At 68.6% G+C, this 17769-nt stretch carries 17 protein-coding genes and 2 pseudogenes; 9 read left to right on the forward strand and 10 right to left on the reverse strand.

Annotated features, from left to right (window positions below; all coding sequences use genetic code 11):
- Window positions 1-153: 153 nt before the first annotated feature.
- Window positions 154-534 carry a DUF4234 domain-containing protein gene (locus J7E91_RS33575; RefSeq protein ID WP_214910900.1) on the reverse strand — a complete coding sequence of 127 codons (381 nt, stop codon included), beginning with the start codon at window positions 532-534 and terminating at the stop codon, window positions 154-156.
- A 470-nt stretch (window positions 535-1004) separates the two neighbouring features.
- Here J7E91_RS33575 and J7E91_RS33580 point away from each other — a divergent pair, with 470 nt between their 5' ends.
- Entirely contained in the window at window positions 1005-1448 is a 444-nt protein-coding gene (locus J7E91_RS33580) for a VOC family protein (protein ID WP_214910902.1), read from the forward strand.
- Here J7E91_RS33580 and J7E91_RS33585 read toward each other — a convergent pair.
- On the reverse strand, window positions 1363-1932 hold the full coding sequence (locus J7E91_RS33585) for a hypothetical protein (RefSeq protein WP_214910989.1): 570 nt from the start codon (window positions 1930-1932) through the stop codon (window positions 1363-1365). The two genes, J7E91_RS33580 and J7E91_RS33585, sit on opposite strands and share 86 nt — an antisense overlap.
- A 568-nt stretch (window positions 1933-2500) precedes the next feature.
- On the opposite strand from J7E91_RS33585, the gene J7E91_RS33590 reads away from it, so the two are divergent.
- Complete coding sequence (locus tag J7E91_RS33590; protein ID WP_214910904.1) at window positions 2501-3364, forward strand: SGNH/GDSL hydrolase family protein; 864 nt, start codon at window positions 2501-2503, stop codon at window positions 3362-3364.
- A 345-nt stretch (window positions 3365-3709) separates the two neighbouring features.
- Window positions 3710-4198 carry a hemerythrin domain-containing protein gene (locus tag J7E91_RS33595; protein WP_308377543.1) on the forward strand — a complete coding sequence of 163 codons (489 nt, stop codon included), beginning with the start codon at window positions 3710-3712 and terminating at the stop codon, window positions 4196-4198.
- 338 nt (window positions 4199-4536) lie between these two features.
- Here the strand turns inward: J7E91_RS33595 and J7E91_RS33600 are convergent, their stop codons facing one another.
- The 5 genes and pseudogenes from J7E91_RS33600 to J7E91_RS33620 form a co-directional block, all read right to left on the reverse strand.
- Window positions 4537-4815, reverse strand: coding sequence for a hypothetical protein (locus J7E91_RS33600; protein WP_214910906.1), 279 nt, complete (start codon window positions 4813-4815; stop codon window positions 4537-4539).
- Window positions 4816-5259: 444 nt separating this feature from the next.
- Window positions 5260-6387, reverse strand: coding sequence for a PP2C family protein-serine/threonine phosphatase (locus J7E91_RS33605; RefSeq protein WP_214910909.1), 1128 nt, complete (start codon window positions 6385-6387; stop codon window positions 5260-5262).
- A 99-nt stretch (window positions 6388-6486) separates the two neighbouring features.
- Window positions 6487-7245, reverse strand: a complete 759-nt coding sequence (locus J7E91_RS33610) for an IclR family transcriptional regulator (RefSeq protein ID WP_214910911.1) — start codon at window positions 7243-7245, stop codon at window positions 6487-6489.
- 233 nt (window positions 7246-7478) lie between these two features.
- A complete protein-coding gene (locus tag J7E91_RS33615; RefSeq protein WP_214910914.1) occupies window positions 7479-7859 on the reverse strand; it encodes a helix-turn-helix domain-containing protein in 381 nt (126 codons plus the stop codon).
- A gap of 267 nt (window positions 7860-8126) precedes the next feature.
- Window positions 8127-10374: pseudogene (locus J7E91_RS33620) on the reverse strand (MMPL family transporter).
- A 299-nt stretch (window positions 10375-10673) separates the two neighbouring features.
- On the opposite strand from J7E91_RS33620, the gene J7E91_RS33625 reads away from it, so the two are divergent.
- The 6 genes and pseudogenes from J7E91_RS33625 to J7E91_RS33650 form a co-directional block, all read left to right on the forward strand.
- Complete coding sequence (locus J7E91_RS33625; RefSeq protein WP_214910916.1) at window positions 10674-11204, forward strand: hypothetical protein; 531 nt, start codon at window positions 10674-10676, stop codon at window positions 11202-11204.
- A 129-nt stretch (window positions 11205-11333) separates the two neighbouring features.
- Window positions 11334-12224 carry a DUF4097 family beta strand repeat-containing protein gene (locus J7E91_RS33630; RefSeq protein ID WP_214910918.1) on the forward strand — a complete coding sequence of 297 codons (891 nt, stop codon included), beginning with the start codon at window positions 11334-11336 and terminating at the stop codon, window positions 12222-12224.
- Between the two features lie 61 nt (window positions 12225-12285).
- A complete protein-coding gene (locus J7E91_RS33635; protein ID WP_214910920.1) occupies window positions 12286-13290 on the forward strand; it encodes an ATP-binding cassette domain-containing protein in 1005 nt (334 codons plus the stop codon).
- A complete protein-coding gene (locus J7E91_RS33640) occupies window positions 13290-14081 on the forward strand; it encodes an ABC transporter permease (RefSeq protein ID WP_214910922.1) in 792 nt (263 codons plus the stop codon). Before J7E91_RS33635 ends, J7E91_RS33640 begins: the two co-directional genes overlap by 1 nt.
- Window positions 14082-14155: 74 nt before the next feature.
- The gene (locus tag J7E91_RS33645) at window positions 14156-15412 is read left to right on the forward strand and encodes a cytochrome P450 (RefSeq protein WP_214910924.1); all 1257 of its coding nucleotides are present in this window, start codon (window positions 14156-14158) and stop codon (window positions 15410-15412) included.
- A gap of 4 nt (window positions 15413-15416) precedes the next feature.
- A pseudogene (locus J7E91_RS33650) lies at window positions 15417-15542 on the forward strand (ferredoxin); the annotation flags it as partial.
- Between the two features lie 9 nt (window positions 15543-15551).
- On the opposite strand, the gene J7E91_RS33655 reads toward J7E91_RS33650, so the two are convergent.
- The 3 genes from J7E91_RS33655 to J7E91_RS33665 form a co-directional block, all read right to left on the reverse strand.
- The gene (locus J7E91_RS33655) at window positions 15552-16244 is read right to left on the reverse strand and encodes a hypothetical protein (RefSeq protein WP_214910991.1); all 693 of its coding nucleotides are present in this window, start codon (window positions 16242-16244) and stop codon (window positions 15552-15554) included.
- 8 nt (window positions 16245-16252) lie between these two features.
- The gene (locus J7E91_RS33660; protein WP_214910926.1) at window positions 16253-16909 is read right to left on the reverse strand and encodes a maleylpyruvate isomerase N-terminal domain-containing protein; all 657 of its coding nucleotides are present in this window, start codon (window positions 16907-16909) and stop codon (window positions 16253-16255) included.
- Window positions 16910-17024: 115 nt separating this feature from the next.
- Complete coding sequence (locus J7E91_RS33665; RefSeq protein ID WP_251016659.1) at window positions 17025-17759, reverse strand: TIGR03943 family protein; 735 nt, start codon at window positions 17757-17759, stop codon at window positions 17025-17027.
- Window positions 17760-17769: the final 10 nt, after the last annotated feature.

Genomic DNA, 17769 nt, shown 5'->3' on the forward strand with positions numbered 1-17769 from the left:
CCCACGCCCGCACCCGGACCAGCCCCCTGACAGCGCTCCGCCCCGCCGCATAACGACGGGGCGAAGCATCAGGGCCCAGGATTAACCAACAGCGTCAGCAAATTGCTCTCCCGGCCCCTACCCGCGTGCAAGAACCGCGTGTGTGGCGGTAAATCAGGCGCGGTCGGCCCACACCGTGTTGAGCTTGCTCTGGTAGTAGAGCGGGGTCAGACCGAGGACGAAGGCGAGCAGCAGCCCGACGATGCCGGAGCAGTCGGAGGTCACACCGGCGGCACGCTGTGCCTGGGCGATCCGGGAGCCGGTCTTCACGATCGAGACGAACGGCGGGACGATCAGCAACGAGCCGAGGGTGACGGCAACGACCGCCATGCCGGGCTTGACCTCAATGGTCGGGTCGATCGCCTTCACCTGCTTGTTGACCTTGTAGTACCAGACGAGCCAGTAGATACCGAGGGTCACCAGAGTGAGCAGCCAGGTGACAACCGGGCTGGAAGGAGCGCCGGCGGGCGCGGACGTGCGGACGTCGGTGGACATCAATTTCCCCACTTGCTTGCTGTGCTTCCTGCTGCCCGTTCTGGCTGAGCCACCCCACGGGAGCAGGGAAGTGATGAGTGTGTTGCCTCGCGTTGGAGCTGTTGGAGCTGTTGGAGCTGACACGAGGGCTTACGGAGCGTACGGCCTCTGAGCATGCCAAGGACGGGCGCGGGCATTGCAAGTTCATTACAACGCACAAACCGGGGGATGTGGTCAGGCGCCCCTGGTGCCGGGAGGCCCGGGCAGGCGAGAGCTGCGGGCACAGCTGCCGGAAGCGTTCAAGGAGCAGAAGTGCCGCCCCACGGCTCCGTGTCGGCCCACTCGTCGACGTTCGTGAGCGCCTGTTCAGCGTTGGGGCTTGGGGCTTGGCGCTCGGTGTTGACGGGGAACCAGATCGTCGTATTTGGCGCTGATCCCTATGGTGTGACATCACGCAAGTCCGACAGCGCGACGGTCGCTAGGGAGCCTCGATGCCCGCGCAGATGAAGCTAACGGCGGTAACACTCGACTGCCCCGACCCATTGGCGCTGGCCGCGTTCTATCAGCAGGCCACCGGGCTCGAACTCCACGACGAATCCAACGGTGACTTCGCCGGGCTCACCCGCGGGGACGGGCTCTGCATCGGTTTCCAGCGGGTCGATGACGCGCATGCGTGGCCGCAGTCCGAATGGGAGCCGGCCGGTCTGGCAGTCAGTCCTGTGTGGCTGTATCCGCGCGAACGGTCGGGCGACGAGCGGAATGCGCTTGGCCCTCAGCGTGACGCCCTGCGAGAGGCGATCGGCGCGGTTAGCCGTCCTGCAGGGTCCAGATCAGCGGGGGCCAGCCCCCTCACCGGACAGGTCCCGCATCGCGGCCAGGCCCGCTGCGGGGCTGGTATCGGCTCAGCTCGGAGGCGCCCACCAGGCGTTGGATAGGCAGCTCATCTGGAGCTGCCTCAATCAGCGCGATGCGGATGAGTTCTGCGTGACGCTCCGCGGGCCGGGGAACGTTTGCGCACCTTTCAACCTCGGCAAAGAGCGCAGCCCGGCTGGCGAACCCGCCGTGGTCGAGAGGTTCTCTCAGCGTCTGGTCGGCGTGGCCCGTGGGCGTCCAGCTGTGCAGTCGGTTGAGCCGCTGGACTGCCTCCTCCGCCAACGCGCGCGCGGTCACACCGTCCACACCCGGCATGCCCATACCGGGAGCGGCGCCCGGCACGCGGGCGTAGCAGGCATAGCGAACGTCGCGCGTCTCTAGCCGGTGGAGCCCGCTGTCGAGCAAAGGGGCCGTGAGCCCGGTGGGCAGGTGGGGCGCGAGCGCGATCTCCCTGTTGAGTCGCGAGTGGTCAGCGGCATCAATGATCTTCACGACAATGTCCGAGCTGACGTAAACGTGGTGGGAGTTGCTCTCCGCGGTGGCCATGGGGCCGGGGTCTCGTCCCAGGACCGCTACCGTGATCGCGCGAGCGGCATCGTGGGCTTGTCGTAAGTCGGTCATGAGCGGTCACAAACCGGGGTGACCGACGTTTGCAGAGGATCATCCGAGTAACCGGTCAGAGCGCACATTGCCAACATCCCGTCATCGTATAGAGGTTGAATGTGTACGTTGTGTCAGTCGGTGAGTCCGCGGTAGCTGATGAGGGCTGCGGCGATGCCGACGAAGGCGAGAAACCCTCGGCCTTGTGCTCGTAGCGGCGGTGCAAGCCCCGGAGTCCCCGGCGCAGACAATCGGTGAGCAGAGGTCCGCTGCGGCTGCGGCGCGGCTGCCGTACGGTGCCGCTGGACGGCAGCCGCGCCGCAGGCTTTCCGCCGGGACTGTGCACGTGGCCCGTGAGCACGGCACGGTTCCCTGATGGAATTTCATTCAAGGTTTCCCCAAGCTCCAGTGTGCAGGCTTCAGTGTGCCGAAAAACGCCGGTGGAGCCACTTGCCCCGGCACAGACAATCGGGGCTGTACGCCTGGCGCAGGCAGCCAAAGGGGGACGGAAACGATGGGCAAAACCAGGAGCGTACTACGCATCACAGCCCTGGCGCTGGCGGGCGCAATGGCGGTAGCCGGAGCCGGGACAGCCCAGGGTGCCGGCACTCCCCGGCCGATCAAGTACGTCGCGCTGGGCGACTCGGTGGCGGCAGGCATCGGTGCGGGATCTCCGACGGCCAACTCCCACAACTGCTGGATCAACGAGGAGGCGAAGATCCGGGTTCCAAACTCAACCAAGGCGTACCCGCGTCGGGTCGCCGCCGCGCTCGGCGCCCAGCTGGACTTCCAGGCGTACTGCGGCGCCACCGTCAGTGGAGTGAGGGCCAACCAGACCCGGACGCTGAGCAAGACGACCAAGCTGGTCACCGTGCAGGTCGGAGCCAACGACTTCGGCTTCGCGGACGTGCTGATCGAGTGCGCGCTGCTCGGACGCCCGTGCATGGACGACCTGAGGTGGATCCAGCAGCAGTACTTGAACGTCCTTCCTGGAAGGCTCGACAAGCTCTACGACAAGATCCGGCTGAAGGCCAAGAACGCCAAGGTCGTAGTGGTCGGCTACCCGAAGCTGGTCACTCCCACATTCAACCCAACCTGCATGGGTGACGGCGGGCTTCCCAACGACGTTCGTACGGAGATGAATGGAGCGGCCCACACGCTCAATGACGTCCTGCGGATCAAGGCCGGCAAGCATGGGTTTGACTTCGCCGAAGTCGAGGCGTCGTTCAAGGGCCACGCCATCTGCGAGGATCCCGAGTGGATCAACGGGTTCAGCAACCCCCTGGTGGAGTCGTACCACCCGAACGCTGCCGGCCATGAAGCGCTTGGCTGGCTGGTCTGGCAGCAGGTCAAGCCGACGGCGGGGAACCGCTCCTGATCGGACAGCTTGCCGCGGTGGAAGCCCTCCACCGCGGCAACCGGCCTCGTTAATGCCGTGCCATGCCGTGCCACATGCTGGCTTGCGCTCCTCCACGCCACCCCAGCTACGGGCGACATCGCCGAGGCCGCGCGCCTACAGGGAACGCCGAACAAATCGGGCCTTGGACAGGGGGCCTTGAACCACTCGGCGGCGAAGGGGCTGGTGGACGCTCCTCCTCGCAGTGCGTCGGTAGGGACGGGAAACCGGTCGACCCCGTCGGCGCGGAGCGTCCCGTCAGGGGGGTGACGTGCGGATTACGGGGAAGGCGTTCGATCTACGTACTCGCACAACTCAGGAGGCGACGTGACCGACGTGGTGGAGCTGATCACGCAGGACCACCGGCGGATGGAGGACCTCTTCCGCGCGATGCGGAGCGTGGAGGAGGACCGGGCCGCCGCGCTCAGGAAGTTCGCGGACCTGCTGATCGCACATGGTGAGGCCGAGGAGGCGGAGGTCTACCCGGCGCTGCGCCGCTACCGGAAGGTCGACAACGACGAGGTCGACCACGGCGAAGAGGAACACACGGAGGGCAACAAGGCCCTGGCAGCTCTCCTGGAGGTGCCCGAGGTGGGCTCGAAGGACTGGGACGAGAAGCTGGAGGAGCTGTCCGAGGCCATCACCCATCATCTGGACGAGGAGGAACGTACGCTCCTCAATCACGCCAGGGAACTCGTCGCGGACGACCGGCGGGCGGAGCTGGGCGAGGCGTTCACCCGCGAGCGCGAGCGGCTGCTCAAGGAGGGGTGCGGAAGCCTGGAGAACGTACGCAAAGTCATCGCAGCGTCCGAATGACGCGCGGCGACCCCGCGGCCCTCGCGCCTGGCATTTCGCCGCGGCTGCAGCGGCGCTGGGCGCGGGCAGCTTATTACGCACGGGGGTTGCAGCATCAGATAGGCGTTCTCACGAACGACATCGAGTTCGGAACTGCTGAGCGCCGTGCTGACGAGAATCTGGACGGTCTCCTGCTGCCGCTGATCCGGCGCATGTTCAAAATCGGTCAAGAGCCCGCTGTCCGGAGTGAGGGGGCAGAGAGACTTCGATACCTGCTTGACCTCTGAGACCTCGATCAGGTGACCGGGTGCTGATCGCCGACGGGCCGGTCCAGGACCTCGGCAGCCGGTACACGCGCTTCACATCAGGGGTTCGCACTGCCAGTAGTGTGAAGAAAACGTCCAGTCATCGGCGCGAGAATGGACGAGCTTTTGGCTGCCTCCGGGGCAGCCTTCCCCGTTAAGCAGACGCGTGTCGATCAGAAGGTTGTTGACCGTGTGGCCTTCACGCTCAAGAAACTCTCTGATGAACTTCTCCGGAGCCGCGAGGAGCGCACTCTGCTCTTCCTCGTCCAGATAAACGTCGAACACCTCGACGTTCAACATTTTGCTTTGCTCAGTGCGGGTCAGACTTGCCATGGGTTCTGCCTTCCGATTGGCTTCAGACCCTCTCATCGTGCGCTATGCCCCGCTGTTCGCAACTCAGCTCGGCACCGGCATCCGCCTGACCGAAGATGGAACGGATTGCCGCTGGAGCAGGCGCCCCTCTCGCCGGCGCCAAAGCTCGTACGCGACGCCCGGCTGGGGAGCAGAGCGGTCCCTGCCGCCGATGGGGTCGTCAGCGTGGAGCGGCACGTCTTGGGATGGCTGATCATCTGCCAGTCGCCGGGAAGGAGCACGACGAAATCACGAGCACTGTGGGTCACGCGCGCAACCCCGTGCGGCGACCCGCGCGCAACACTGCTTCGATTGGTTCACCGCCGCCCACGATCCGATCGAGCTGCGTGTAGTGCCGCACAATTCGGTCTGCGGACGCAGGCCCGCGCGCGGTCGTGAATGACCAGTGCTGACCGAAGTCTGGCTCTAAGCAGCGGATGCCGCCGAGCCAGCAGCGGCCGGTTTCCGGAGCAGGAGCAGCGCCGCGTCGTCGTGGAGCCGACCGCCAACGTGCGCCAGCAGTTCGTCGTGGAGTGCGGCGAGAGTGCGGGACGGCTCGTCCGACAGGTGCCGCGCTACCCGCTCGACGAGCGGGTAGAACTCACGAGCGTGGTTGCGGGCCTCGGTAACTCCATCGGTGTAGAGGAGCAGCTGGTCACCGTCGGTGAAGGGCAGCATCTGAAGGCTCGGGGCCTCGCCGGTGAGAGCACGCAACCCGAGCGGGGGAGCCGGACGGGTCGGCTCAACAACCAGGACTTCGGAATCGCGGACCACCAGCGGCGGAGCGTGGCCACAGTTGACCATCTCCATGCTCCCTGCCCCGGGGTATCCGGCGACCACGGCGGTCACGAAGTCGTCGGAACCCAGATTGCGCGCCAGGCTTCGCTCGATCCTGCCGACGACGTCGAGGAGGTCGGGCTCGTCGTAGGCCGCCTCACGGAAGACACCCAGCACCAGAGCGGCGGTGCCCACCGCGGGCAGCCCCTTGCCACGTACATCGCCGACGATCAGCCTGACCCCGTACGGAGTCGGCACCAGCGCGTAGAGGTCCCCGCCGATACGGGCCTCCGCCTCGGCGGCGCTGTAGCGGACGGCCACCTGGAACTGGCCGACCGTCGCGGGCACGGGCTTCAGGAGGGCGTGCTGGGCGGCCTCAGCGACCGAGCGCACGGCCGCGAGCACCCGCTCGCGGCGCACGCGCAGCCCGCTGGCCAAGCCACTCGCCAGCGTTACGGCGACCAGCGCCGAGAGCACGATCGCCAGCTCGCGACCCGGTACACCGTCTCGAATGCCGAGCACGGCGCCCAGAACGGCAGCGAGGAAGCCGACGCAGAGAACCCCCGGCAACCGACTCGTGGCGGCGGCCAGCGCGGGACCGGCGGCGAGCAGCGGCAGCCAGATCATCCCGGCTCCACTGACGAGGCCGAGGAGTACAACGACAAAGACGATCAGCACGGGGGTGCCGGCGGCGAACTGCGGGCCGGCTCCCGTCCGGGTCCATGTGAGCGGTCCCGTCGGCCACCAGCCGGCTCCATGGTCTCGGGCTTGACTCATGTTGTGGTACGCAGTCCTCTCCTAGTGGCGGCACACACTCCCGAATGTCCCTTTCGTCCAGAGAACAGGGTCCGCACGGGCACCACAAGGACAGAAATTTCAGATAGTGAGCGAAAGGCCCCTGGTCACGCGACTGGCGGTCGGGACCAGACGCGCTCGCACCTCGTCGAGGCGGGAGAGGCGGTCCGCCCGCATGGACACACCGAGCGAGCCGAGAACGCCGCCGCTGTATACGGGCACCGCCATGCAGACCGTACCGAGGGAGTACTCCTCCAGGTCCGTGACAGCCGGGTCGGTGGTCGACGATTCGAGTCGCCGGATCAGCTCGGAACGGTGGGTGATGGTCCGGGGCGTGAGATCTTCGAGGGAGTGCCGGGAAAGGTAGTCGTTGCGGGACTCCTCGTCCATCTCGCGCAGCACGCACTTACCCAGCGCGGTGGCGTGCCCGGCGTCCTCGAATCCCACCCAGAGGTCGACCCGCTGTGCCCGGCGGCTGTCGACGATCTCGGCGACCCGGATCTCGCCCTCCTCGTAGAAGGTCAGGTACGCGGCGGCCGACAGGTCGTCCCGCAAAGCGGCCAGTGCGGGGCGGATACGGCTGAGCAGCGTCTGCGCGCGACCTCCGGTACGCAGCGCGTCCAGCTGGTCCCCGATGACGAACCCTCCGTCGTCCAGCTTCCGTACGTACCCGTCGTGAGTCAGTGTCCGCAACAGGTGATAGGCGGTGGCCAGAGGCAGGCCCGTCTCGCGCGCCAACTGCTTCGTCGGCGCGCCGCTCTCGTGCGCACTCACCGCTTCCAGCAGACGGAAGGCTCTCTGTACGGAAGTGATGAGCGTAGGGCCGTCGTGCGCAGCCATAGGACCAGCTTGCGCCCGACCCACCACCCGAGCAAGGGGCCCTCAAGCCGGATCGCCGTCATAGCGGCAGGCCACCGCCGCACCGTCGCCGGCGAGCGCACGAAGCGGCCCCCGGTATCCACTCGGGGTTGCGTCCGTGTGTACGTCTGCACGGCCGGCATGCCTGCGTAGCCGACAGGTCTGAGCGGCTGTACGCCCCGACTGGAGGCCTCACGCGAGTGCAGCGTCACTCGTCAGGCGTCGAAGCGGCGGCGGGAGGCCTCGATGTGACCGAGGTACTGGTGGGTCCAGCCGCACATTCCGTCGACTGTGGCTCGTAGGGCTTGGCCCGGTTCGGTGAGCGTGTACTCGACTCGCGGCGGCACGGTGGGGTGCACCTTCCGCTCGACCAGGCCGTAACGCTCCAGCATGCGCAGGTTCTGGGTGAGCATCTTGTGGCTGATGCCCTCGACATCGTTGCGCAACTCGCTGAAGCGCAGGGTGCGTTCTCCGAGAGCCTCGATGATCAGGAACGCCCACTTGTTGGCGACGTCCGAGAAGATCTCTCGCGCCAGAGAGTCCGCGCGCCTTAGGTCCGCTTCCTCGGGCGAGCCCTTGAACTGCTTGGTCACCATAAGGTTCCTCAGTCACTGAAAAGTGCGTTCTTCCAGGTCAGGGGCCACTCTCCTACAGCTTCCGAGTAACCACAAGAGAGCAACAGAGCACGTGCGTCTTGTCGGCGGAAGCGAACCCTCGGGCTTCTATGGCAAGGAGGCAGGCAGCATGGCCCATCACCCTGCTGATCGACGGCACCGGCCTGGTGGACGCAGGTACGCGGTCGCCGCACGCGGCAGGCCCAGCGGCGCCGAGCCGCTGGTCCTGAACACGGTCAACCCGGGTCTCTAGTCGACCAGTTCATGTTCGCGGCGCGGAGGCGCCACCCGCTCGGCCGGAGCCGTGCGGGAGAGCTTCTCGCCCTCGACGTCGAGGTTGGGAAGCAGCCGGTCGAGCCAGCGCGGCAGCCACCAGGCGCCCTCGCCGAGCAGGGCGAACAGGGCGGGCACGATCGTCATGCGGACGATGACGGCGTCGAAGAGCACCGCGACCGCGAGGCCGAAGCCGATCATCTTGATGAAGTCGTTGTCCTCCACGATGAAGCCGGAGAACACGCTGATCATGATGGCGGCGGCCGCGGCGACCACCCGGCCGCCGTAGCGGAACCCCGTGACGACGGCCTCGGCGGGGCGCGCCCCGTGGACGTACGCCTCCCGCATGCGGGTCACCAGGAACACCTCGTAGTCCATGGCGAGGCCGAAGACCACACCGATCATGAAGATCGGCATCGTGCTCATGATCGGGCTGGGCTGGTCGACGCCGAAGACATCGGCGAGCCAGCCCCACTGGAACACCGCCACCACCGCGCCGAGCGCCGCCGCCACGGAGAGGAGGAAGCCCAGGGCCGCTTTGAGCGGGACGAGGGCCGAGCGGAATACCACCATCAACAGCAGGAACGCCAGGCCGACGACCAGGGCGAGATAGGGAAGCAGCGCGTCGTCCAGGGTCTGCGAGAAGTCGATGAACATCGCGGTCTGGCCGGTGACAAGTACCTCCGCACCGGTGTCGGCCCGGAAACTGTCGGCGAGGGCGCGGATCGAGCGGACCAGGTCCTCGGTCGCGGCGTCGGTGGGGCCGGTGGCCGGGACGACGTTCAGGATCGCGGTGTCGCCGGCCTCGTTGGGCTTGGCCGGGGTGACGGCGGCGACGCCGTGCCGCTCGGCCAGGCGCTCGCCGACTCTCTTGGCCGCGTCGGCCGCGTCCCGGCCCTCGACGGTGATCACCAGCGGCCCGTTGAACCCGGCGCCGAAGGACTCCGCGAGCATGTCGTAGGCCTTGCGCTGGGTGGTGTCGGGGGCCATGGTGCCCTCGCCGGGCAAACCGAGCTCCAGACTGGCGGCGGGCACGGCGACCGCGCCGAGGCCGAGGGCGGCCAGGAGCAGTACAGCGACGGGGTGGCGCAGGACGTAACTGGCCCAGCGGGAGCCGAGGTTGGGATTGCTCCGGGCGTCCTTCTCGGCGCGCTTGGCGGCCTTGCGCTGCTGGCGGGCGCTGAGTGGCTTGCCGGAGAACTGCTTGCGGTCCCGGCGGCGAAGGACCTTGACCGGCGCGAAGCCGAGCAGCGCCGGCACGAAGGTGAGGGCGACGAGTACGGCGATGGCGACGGTGCCCGCGGCGGCCAGGCCCATCTTGGTGAGCATCGGGATGTTCACGATGGCCAGGCCCGCGAGGGCCACGATGACGGTGAGCCCGGCGAAGACGACCGCGGAGCCCGCGGTGCCGACCGCCTGTCCTGCGGCGTCGGCGCGGTCGCGGCCCTCGGTGAGCTCGGCGCGGTAGCGGGAGACGATGAACAGGGCGTAGTCGATGCCGACGGCGAGGCCGAGCATCATCGCCAGGGTCGAAGTGGTGCTGGACAGGCCGAGGGTGGCGCCGAGCGCCGTGATCGCGGAGATGCCGATGCCGACGCCTATGAGGGCCGTGAGCAGCGGCAACCCGGCGGCGACCACCGAGCCGAAGGTGAGGGCCAGGACCACGGCGGAAACCAGGATGCCGATCTTCTCGCCGGTGCCGTCCATCGCGGCGTCGATCTTCACGGCGTCGCCGCCGGCCTCGGCGGTCAGGCTGCTGTCGGGCCTTGGCCAGTGCGTCGTCGAGCGCGTCGTGCGCCTCGTCGCCGACCATCGCGGCGGGGACCTTGTAGGTGGCGATGGCGTAGGCGGTGGAGCCGTCCTTGCTCACTGCCTTCGTCATGAACGGGTCGCTCACCGAAGCCACCTGCGGGGACTTCTTCAACTGCGCGACCAGCGCCGCGACGTGGGCCTTCTGCTCGGGGGCGGAGATCTTCTCGCCCTCGGGCGCGCGGACCACGACTCGCGCGTCGGCGCCGTCGGCACTCGCGTCCGGGAACTTCTCCTCAAGGAGGTCGAAGGCCTTCTGCGACTCCGTGCCCGGCATGGAGAAGGTGTCGGCGGGCGGTGTCGGCGCGGAGGAGGCGGCGAAGCCCGCACCGCAGAAGATCACCACCCAGAGCAGCGCCATCAGCCATCGCCGCCGAAAGGCGAGACGGCCCAGTTTGTAGAGGAAGGTAGCCACGGCTGGGAACTCCCGTCAGTGGGCAGGGAAGAGCGGCACGCGCAGGGCTGAGCGGGGTGCGGTGGAGAGAAGAGGGAAAGGCCTGGGAGATGGCGCCAGACGGGCACCCCGGTCACACCAGATCTGCCGCTCAAGTGGTGCCACGATGACATCGCTATGGCGCCATCGCAGGCCATGGACCCTCTCGGAAGGTGTCATGCCGCGCCATGCCAACAAAGAAAGCCCAGGCCAGAAGGGCTAACGCCATTGAGGAGCCAATCTGGCTCGCTATGGCGCCATAAATCTGCCATGATGGCGTCATGGACCTCACGCCCTACGTCGACAACCTCCGGCACGAACTCGCCGTCGCGGCGGACGCCGGCGGTGACGAAGCCCGCGCCCTGGCCGAGCGGCTCACCGCCCCCCTGGATTCCGCCACCCGGCTCACCTTGCTCAACGTGCTGTCCGCAGCCATGGGCGAGGTCACCCGGGAGCTGGCGCCCGGCTCGGTCGACGTGCGGCTGCGCGGGCTCGACCCCGAGTTCGTGGTGACGCCGCCGCCCGCACCCGAGCCGTTCCAGGTGACGCAGGCGCCGGTCACGGCCCCCGCCGCACCCGCGCCGCCACCGCCGCCCGCGGACGCCGACGACGGCGCCATGGCGCGGATCAACTTCCGCCTCCCCGCCCACCTCAAGGGCCGCGCCGAGAACGCCGCGGCAGCGGAGGGCCTGTCGGTCAACGCCTGGCTGGTGCGGGCCGTGTCCACCGCCCTTGACGGTGGGGAACGGGCAAGCGCGCCGGGGCGCAGCAAGGACTCGGGCAGCCGGGGCTTCACCGGCTGGGTCCGCTAGGGCCGCCGGCCCGGCCCACCCCCCACTTTCACCGGCGGATCGCCGATCCGGCCGACGTAACCCATCACGTAACTCATCACCCGCCTCACCGGCGGGATCACTCACTCAAGCCAAGAGGACGGGACAGCCATGCCTAGTTTCGAGACGCCCGAACCGATCTCCGTCACCTTCGAGTTGGAGGTCGGCACCGCCCGCATCACCGCGGGCAAGCGCACCGACACGGTCGTGGAGGTGCTGCCGAGCAACGGATCGGACGACAACGACGTACGCGCCGTGCAGCAGACCCAGGTCACCTGCTCGGGCGGCCGCCTGACGGTCAAGACGCCCAAGAAACGGTCCCTGTTCGGCAAGCCGGGCGCCATCGAGGTGAGCGTCGAACTGCCCGCGGGGTCGGATGTCCGGGGCACCACGGCCATGGGCGGCTTCTTCTGCGAAGGCCGCCTCGGGGAGGTCACGCTCAAGACCTCGCTCGGCGACCTCCAGGTCGACGAGGTGGCGGGCGCCGACCTCAAGACCGACCACGGCGACATCCGCCTGGCCCGCTCGACCGGGGACATCGAAGTCATCGGCGCGGGCCGGATCGAGGTCGGCAAGGTCGCCGGTGCGGCGACCGTCAAGAACGGCAACGGCGCGACCGAGATCGGCGAGGTCACCGGCGGCCTGAAGACCAACGCGGCCAACGGCGACATCTCCGTGGGCATCGCGCACAGCAGCGTCGGCGCCAAGTCCGCCAACGGCCGGATCGAGGTCGGCGTCGCCCACGCCGGGGTCGACGCGATGTCCTCCAACGGCCGCATCCGCGTCGGCGACGTGACCCGCGGCCGCATCGATCTGCGCACCTCCGTCGGCGACGTCGAAGTGGGCATCCACGAGGGCACCGCGGCCTGGCTCGACCTGAACCCCAAGTACGGCACGGTACGCAATGCGCTCGCCTCCTCCGCCGGCCCCGCGGACTCCGACGAGACCGTCGAGGTGCACGCGCAGACCGGGGTCGGCGACATCATCATCCGCCGCGCCTGACCCCGCGTACCTCCAACTGCCCGTCCCCCCCAACTCCCCACCCCCCCCAAAGGAAAGCGGCATGACTGCCACCCAGACATCCCCGCCGACCGCCGCGAAGGCGTCGGCATCGGCGATCACCACCATCGGACTGCGCAAGTCCTACGGCGACAAGCTCGTGCTCGACGGCATCGACCTGAACATCGCCGAAGGCACCATCTTCGCCCTCCTCGGACCGAACGGCGCCGGCAAGACCACCACGGTGGAGATCCTCTCCACCCTCATCGACGCCGACGCGGGCGAGGCCTGGGTCGCGGGCCACCATCTGACCCGGGCCGCCGACGCGGTGCGTTCCGCGATCGGCGTCACCGGCCAGTTCTCGGCCGTCGACAACCTGCTGACCGCCGAGGAGAACCTGCTCCTCATGGCGGACCTGCACCACCTCGACCGCCGCGAGGGCAAGCGCCGGGTCAAGGACCTGCTGCGCCGCTTCGACCTGTCCGAGGTGGCGGGCAAGACCGCCGTCACCTTCTCCGGCGGCATGCGGCGCAAGCTCGACCTGGCGATGACCCTGGTCGGCGACCCGCGGATCATCTTCCTCGACGAGCCCACCACCGGACTCGACCCGCGCAGCCGGCGCACCATGTGGGAGATCATCCGCGAACTCGTCACCGACGACGGCGTGACCATCTTCCTGACCACCCAGTACCTCGAAGAGGCGGACCAACTCGCCGACCGTATCGCCGTGTTGGACCACGGCAGGCTGATCGCCGAGGGCACCGCCGACGAGCTGAAGCGGCGTATCCCCGGCGGCCACATCCGGGTGCGGTTCGCCGACGCCAAGGCCCTGGACGCCGCCGCGGGCATCTTCGGCATCGCCACGCGCGACGAGGACTCCCTCACCCTGCAGATTCCCAGCGACGGCTCCATCCCCAACCTGCGGGCCGTCCTCGACACCCTGGAGACCACCGCCGTCCAGGCCGAGTCGCTCACCGTGCACACCCCCGACCTCGACGACGTCTTCCTGACCCTCACCGGTCAGCCCCGCCCCGCCGCAGCCGTCGCATCGCCCAAGGAGAACGCCTGATGGCCACCATGTCCTACGCCGCCAAAGACTCCAGGACGATGCTGCGGCGCAACCTCAAGAAGGCGCTGCGCTACCCGTCCCTGACGGTCACCGTCGTCGCGATGCCCCTGGTGATGCTGCTGCTGTTCAACTACGTCTTCGGCAGCGCCCTGGGCACCGGCATCAGCGGACTGCCCACCGGCAGCGGCGACTACATCGACTACCTGGCGCCCGGCATCATCCTGATGGCCGCCACCTCCGGTGCCCTGACCGCCGCGATCAGCGTGTGCGTCGACAAGACCGAGGGCATCGTCAACCGCTTCCGTACGATGCCGATCTCCCGGGCCTCGTTCCTGACCGGCCATGTCGTGGGCAGTGTGATCCAGACGATGACCAGCGTCACGCTCGTCATCGGCGTCGCCCTCCTGATGGGCTTCCGCCCCAGCGCGACGCCCGTCGAGTGGGCCGCCGCCATCGGCCTGCTCACCCTGCTCACACTCGCGCTCACCTGGCTCTCCGCGGGCATCGGCCTGGTCGCCAAGAACGTGGAGACCGCCAGCAACATCCCGATGCCGCTGACGTTCCTGCCGTTCGTCGGCAGCGCCATCGTGCCGACGGAGTCCATGCCCACCGGCCTGCGCTGGTTCGCCGAGTACCAGCCCTTCACTCCGATCACCGAGACCCTGCGCGGCCTGTGGCTCGGCACCGAGATCGGCAACAGCGCGGCCATCGGCCTCGCCTGGTGCGTGGCGCTCTCCCTGGTCGGTTACGTGTGGGCGCGCAGCACCTTCAAGACCGGCGCCAAGCGGTAACCACGCCTCGTCTCAATCCACTTCACCGATTCGTACCACCCACCCACACCCCGCCCGACGATCCAGGAGGACCCATGTCGTACGACCCGACGGCCGCAGGCACCACCGCCGCCGACACCGCCACCGACGGCACCACCGCCGATGAGCCGCCCACCCTGCCCACCGACCGGCGCACAGGCTGCCCCTTCGACCCGCCCGCCGAACTCACCGCGCTGAGCGACAAGCCGCTGCGCCGCATGCGCTACGCCGACGGACACATAGGCTGGCTGGTCACCGGCCATGCCACGGCCCGTGCGATCCTGGCCGACCCACGCTTCAGCTCACGCTACGAACTCCTGCACCTGTCGGTGCCGATAGAGGGCGTGTCGGGGGAGTTGCCGCCGGCGCCGGTCGGCGACATCACCGGCCTCGACGCCCCCGAGCACACACGCTACCGGCGTCTGCTCACCGGTAAGTTCACCGTCCGCCGGATGCGTCAACTCAGCGAGCGGGTTGAGCAGTTAACTGCCGAGTGCCTGGACGCGATGGAGCAGGCCGGGCCGACGGTCGACCTGGTGGAGGCGTTTGCGCAGCCCGTGCCCGCGCTCATGATCTGCGAACTGCTCGGCGTGCCGTACGCCGACCGGGAGCGCTTCCAGAGCCAGGTGGCGACGATCTTCGACCAGGCGGCGGATGCGCAGGCGAAGGGCGAGGCTTATACGGCGCTGCTCCAGTACCTGGGCGAACTCGTCCTCGCCAAGCGCGCCGAGCCCACCGACGACCTGCTCAGCGATCTGACCACCTCCGACCTCACCGACGAGGAGCTGGCCGGAATCGGCGGGCTGCTGCTCGCCGCCGGGCTCGACACCACCGCGAACATGCTCGGCCTCGGCACCTTCGCCCTGCTCAGCAATCCCGACCAGCTCGACGCCCTGCGCGCCGACCCCGCACTCGCCGAGCAGACCGTGGAGGAGCTGCTGCGCTACCTCAGCGTGGCCGACCCGCTGCCGCGGTCGGCGCTCGAGGACGTCGAGGTGGAGGGCCGGCTCATCAGGGCGGGCGAGACGGTGACCATTTCCGTGCAGGCCACCAACCGCGACCCGCACAAGTTCCCCGACCCCGACCGGCTCGACATCCACCGCAAGGCCACCGGGCACCTGGCCTTCGGCCACGGCGCCCATCAGTGCCTGGGCCAGCAGCTCGCCCGCGTCGAGATGACCGTGGCGTTCCCGGCGCTCTTCGCCCGCTTCCCCACCCTGCGCCTCGCGGTGCCGCCGCAGGAGGTGCCGCTGCGCGACCGCTCCAACATCTACGGCGTGATCAGCCTGCCCGTCACCTGGGACAAGGAGTAGCCCCATGAGCGACCCACGAGAGCCGCTGCGTCTCAGCGTCGACCGTGACCGCTGCGCCGGCGCCGGCATGTGCGCCCTGACGGCTCCGGAGGTCTTCGACCAGGACGACGAGGAAGGCCTGGTGGTGCTCCTGCACCCCTCAACTCCCCGGATTCCAAGGGCTCGTAGCAACCAACCATGGCACTTCCCGGCCCGAGAACCCCGCACCGCGCACCGGTGGGGGGCTCTCGCGTGGGCGCACCCGTCCGCCGCGCCGCCCCGACCTCCCGGGCTCAGCACACAGCATCGCGTCGGTCAGCTCGAACAACGCGTCCGCCCTCCCGGTCATGGACGCGTGCAACTCCGCACGGAAGGCTGTCAGCAGCCCGAACGGCTCCCGCGTGACATCGCGATGCGGCAGACGCACCTCTACGGCCTTCGTATTGATCCGGTGCCAGCGTTGGGGGGGGGCATCGGTGCGGTGCTGGTCCCGGTCGGTCTCGGAGAGCGCGTCCCATGGAGTGGCGCCCCGCAGGCCGTTGCTGTGCGCTGCGCCGACCAGGCCGCGGGCGAGTTGATCGACGTGCCGCGGGTCTGGCTCGGCGTCTGGGGGTGTCGTGGCAGAGGGGTCGGAGTCGCCCACCGGCCCGGCCGCCGGGCCGTCAAGGTCGAAGGCGGCACTCTGAGCACCCTCAGAGCCGCCGGCATCGACCGCGACCGTGCCGCCGTCATCGCCGGCTTCACCCTTCCCTGGAACTCCGGCGTCGTCGAAGGACACGTCAACCGCATCAAGACGGCCGGTGACCAGTTCCCGCGCCGTCGTTGTCTTGCCCGCGCCGGAGGTCCCGTTCAACTGGACGATCATCCGAGGACGAGCGGGAGTTTCGCGGCCAGCTCGCCCAGTTCGGCCTTCTCCGCGTCGGTCGGGGCTCGCCGTCCGGTGCCGACCAGCAGCGCGTCCCTGTCGGAGAACGACGTGGGGAACGCGGTCCCGGCGATCTTCTGCAGCATCTCGCGGGACCGGGCGAGCCCTTCCGCCGGCGGTTCCGCCGTGTCCGGCTGGTGCGCGACCAGGTCGAGGTGGTGCAGCGTCCACTCCAGGACGTACGCGCAGAGGTAGTCGCCTGCGGTGAGGACCTCGCCGCGGGTGCCGACCCGCAGGCCCGGGTCGGCGAGTTCGGCGGCGCGGCCGGCGGAGGCGCCGACGTCGTCGAAGTGGAACTTGAGCAGCCGAGGCTCCTCGTACGCGGCGGCCAGCCGGACGATCAGTGCGTCGAGCGGGTCGTCGCCGGTCGGCGGTGTTTCGGCGACCTCCCAGTAGGTCACCGCGTCGCGGGTCGGTTCCGTTTCGGCAGGGGTCACGAGGGTGATCAGGACGTCCTGAGCGTCGATGACCAGGTGGCACACCAGGTCCCGCACGAGCCAGCCGGTACAGCCGGACGGCTGCGCGAAGTCCTCGTCCGGGAGTTCGGCGACCGCCGTGCGCAACGCCGTCCAAGAGCGTGAGAAGAGATCCACATCGGCAAGGTAGTGCGGTGCCGCAATGGCGGACAAGCGCATTAGGACGGCCGGCTCGTGATCGATCCCGAAGACGGGCCGAGAGAACCGCGGCCCGAGCTACCGGCATCGCTCCCTAAGCGGTGGGCGGCCGATCCTGGTACGGGCTCAGCGGTTGGGGGATGCGCTCTAGTGATCGCACGTCAAGAGCGAGGGCTGCGGATGCGGTGCCCAGGGCGCCGCTCGGGTGCCAGGTCCCCGTCACCTTGACCCACGTGTCCGGGGGCGGTGCCGGGCCACCGTGCATGGTTACCGTCAGGGACTGGGAGTCGGCCGCGCAGCATGCCACGAGCAACCGGGTCAGGTCCCACGTTCCGTTCTTGCCCGGGGTGACGAATCCCGACAGTACAACGGTGCGCCCACTGAGACTTTTCGCGCGATCCTGCTGGACCCGGGCGGTGAACTCCGTCAGCGAAAGGGGTACGGGCCCTTGCGCGGGCAGTTGTTTGAAATGGTCGTAGACCTCGACGACCTTCGGGCTGTCACGCGCGGCTGTGTACGAGCCGAGGGCGGGCGGTGCGTACATCAGCAGGACAAGTGCGGGGGCTGCGAGCAGCCAGGCGATGCCTGGTACGTCGGCGTGATCATGCCCGTCAGGAGCAGGTGCGGTAGCCGCCGGCGCGGAACTTGTCGATTCTCGACGCATGATGAATCGCAGCCCGTGGCGCAACGCACCCGCCAGTCCGAAGCAGACCAGCACAAACCCCGAAGCGATGAGGAATGGCTGCAGGCCCTCCTTTACGTACCGCAGGCAGATGTCGCTGAACAGGGAGACGCGCAAGATCGCCGCCCCCGTGAGGAGGAGCAGCATCGGCGGGAGC

This window comes from Streptomyces sp. ISL-99 (genome assembly GCF_018614005.1).
Taxonomy (GTDB): Bacteria; Actinomycetota; Actinomycetes; order Streptomycetales; family Streptomycetaceae; genus Streptomyces; species Streptomyces flavidovirens.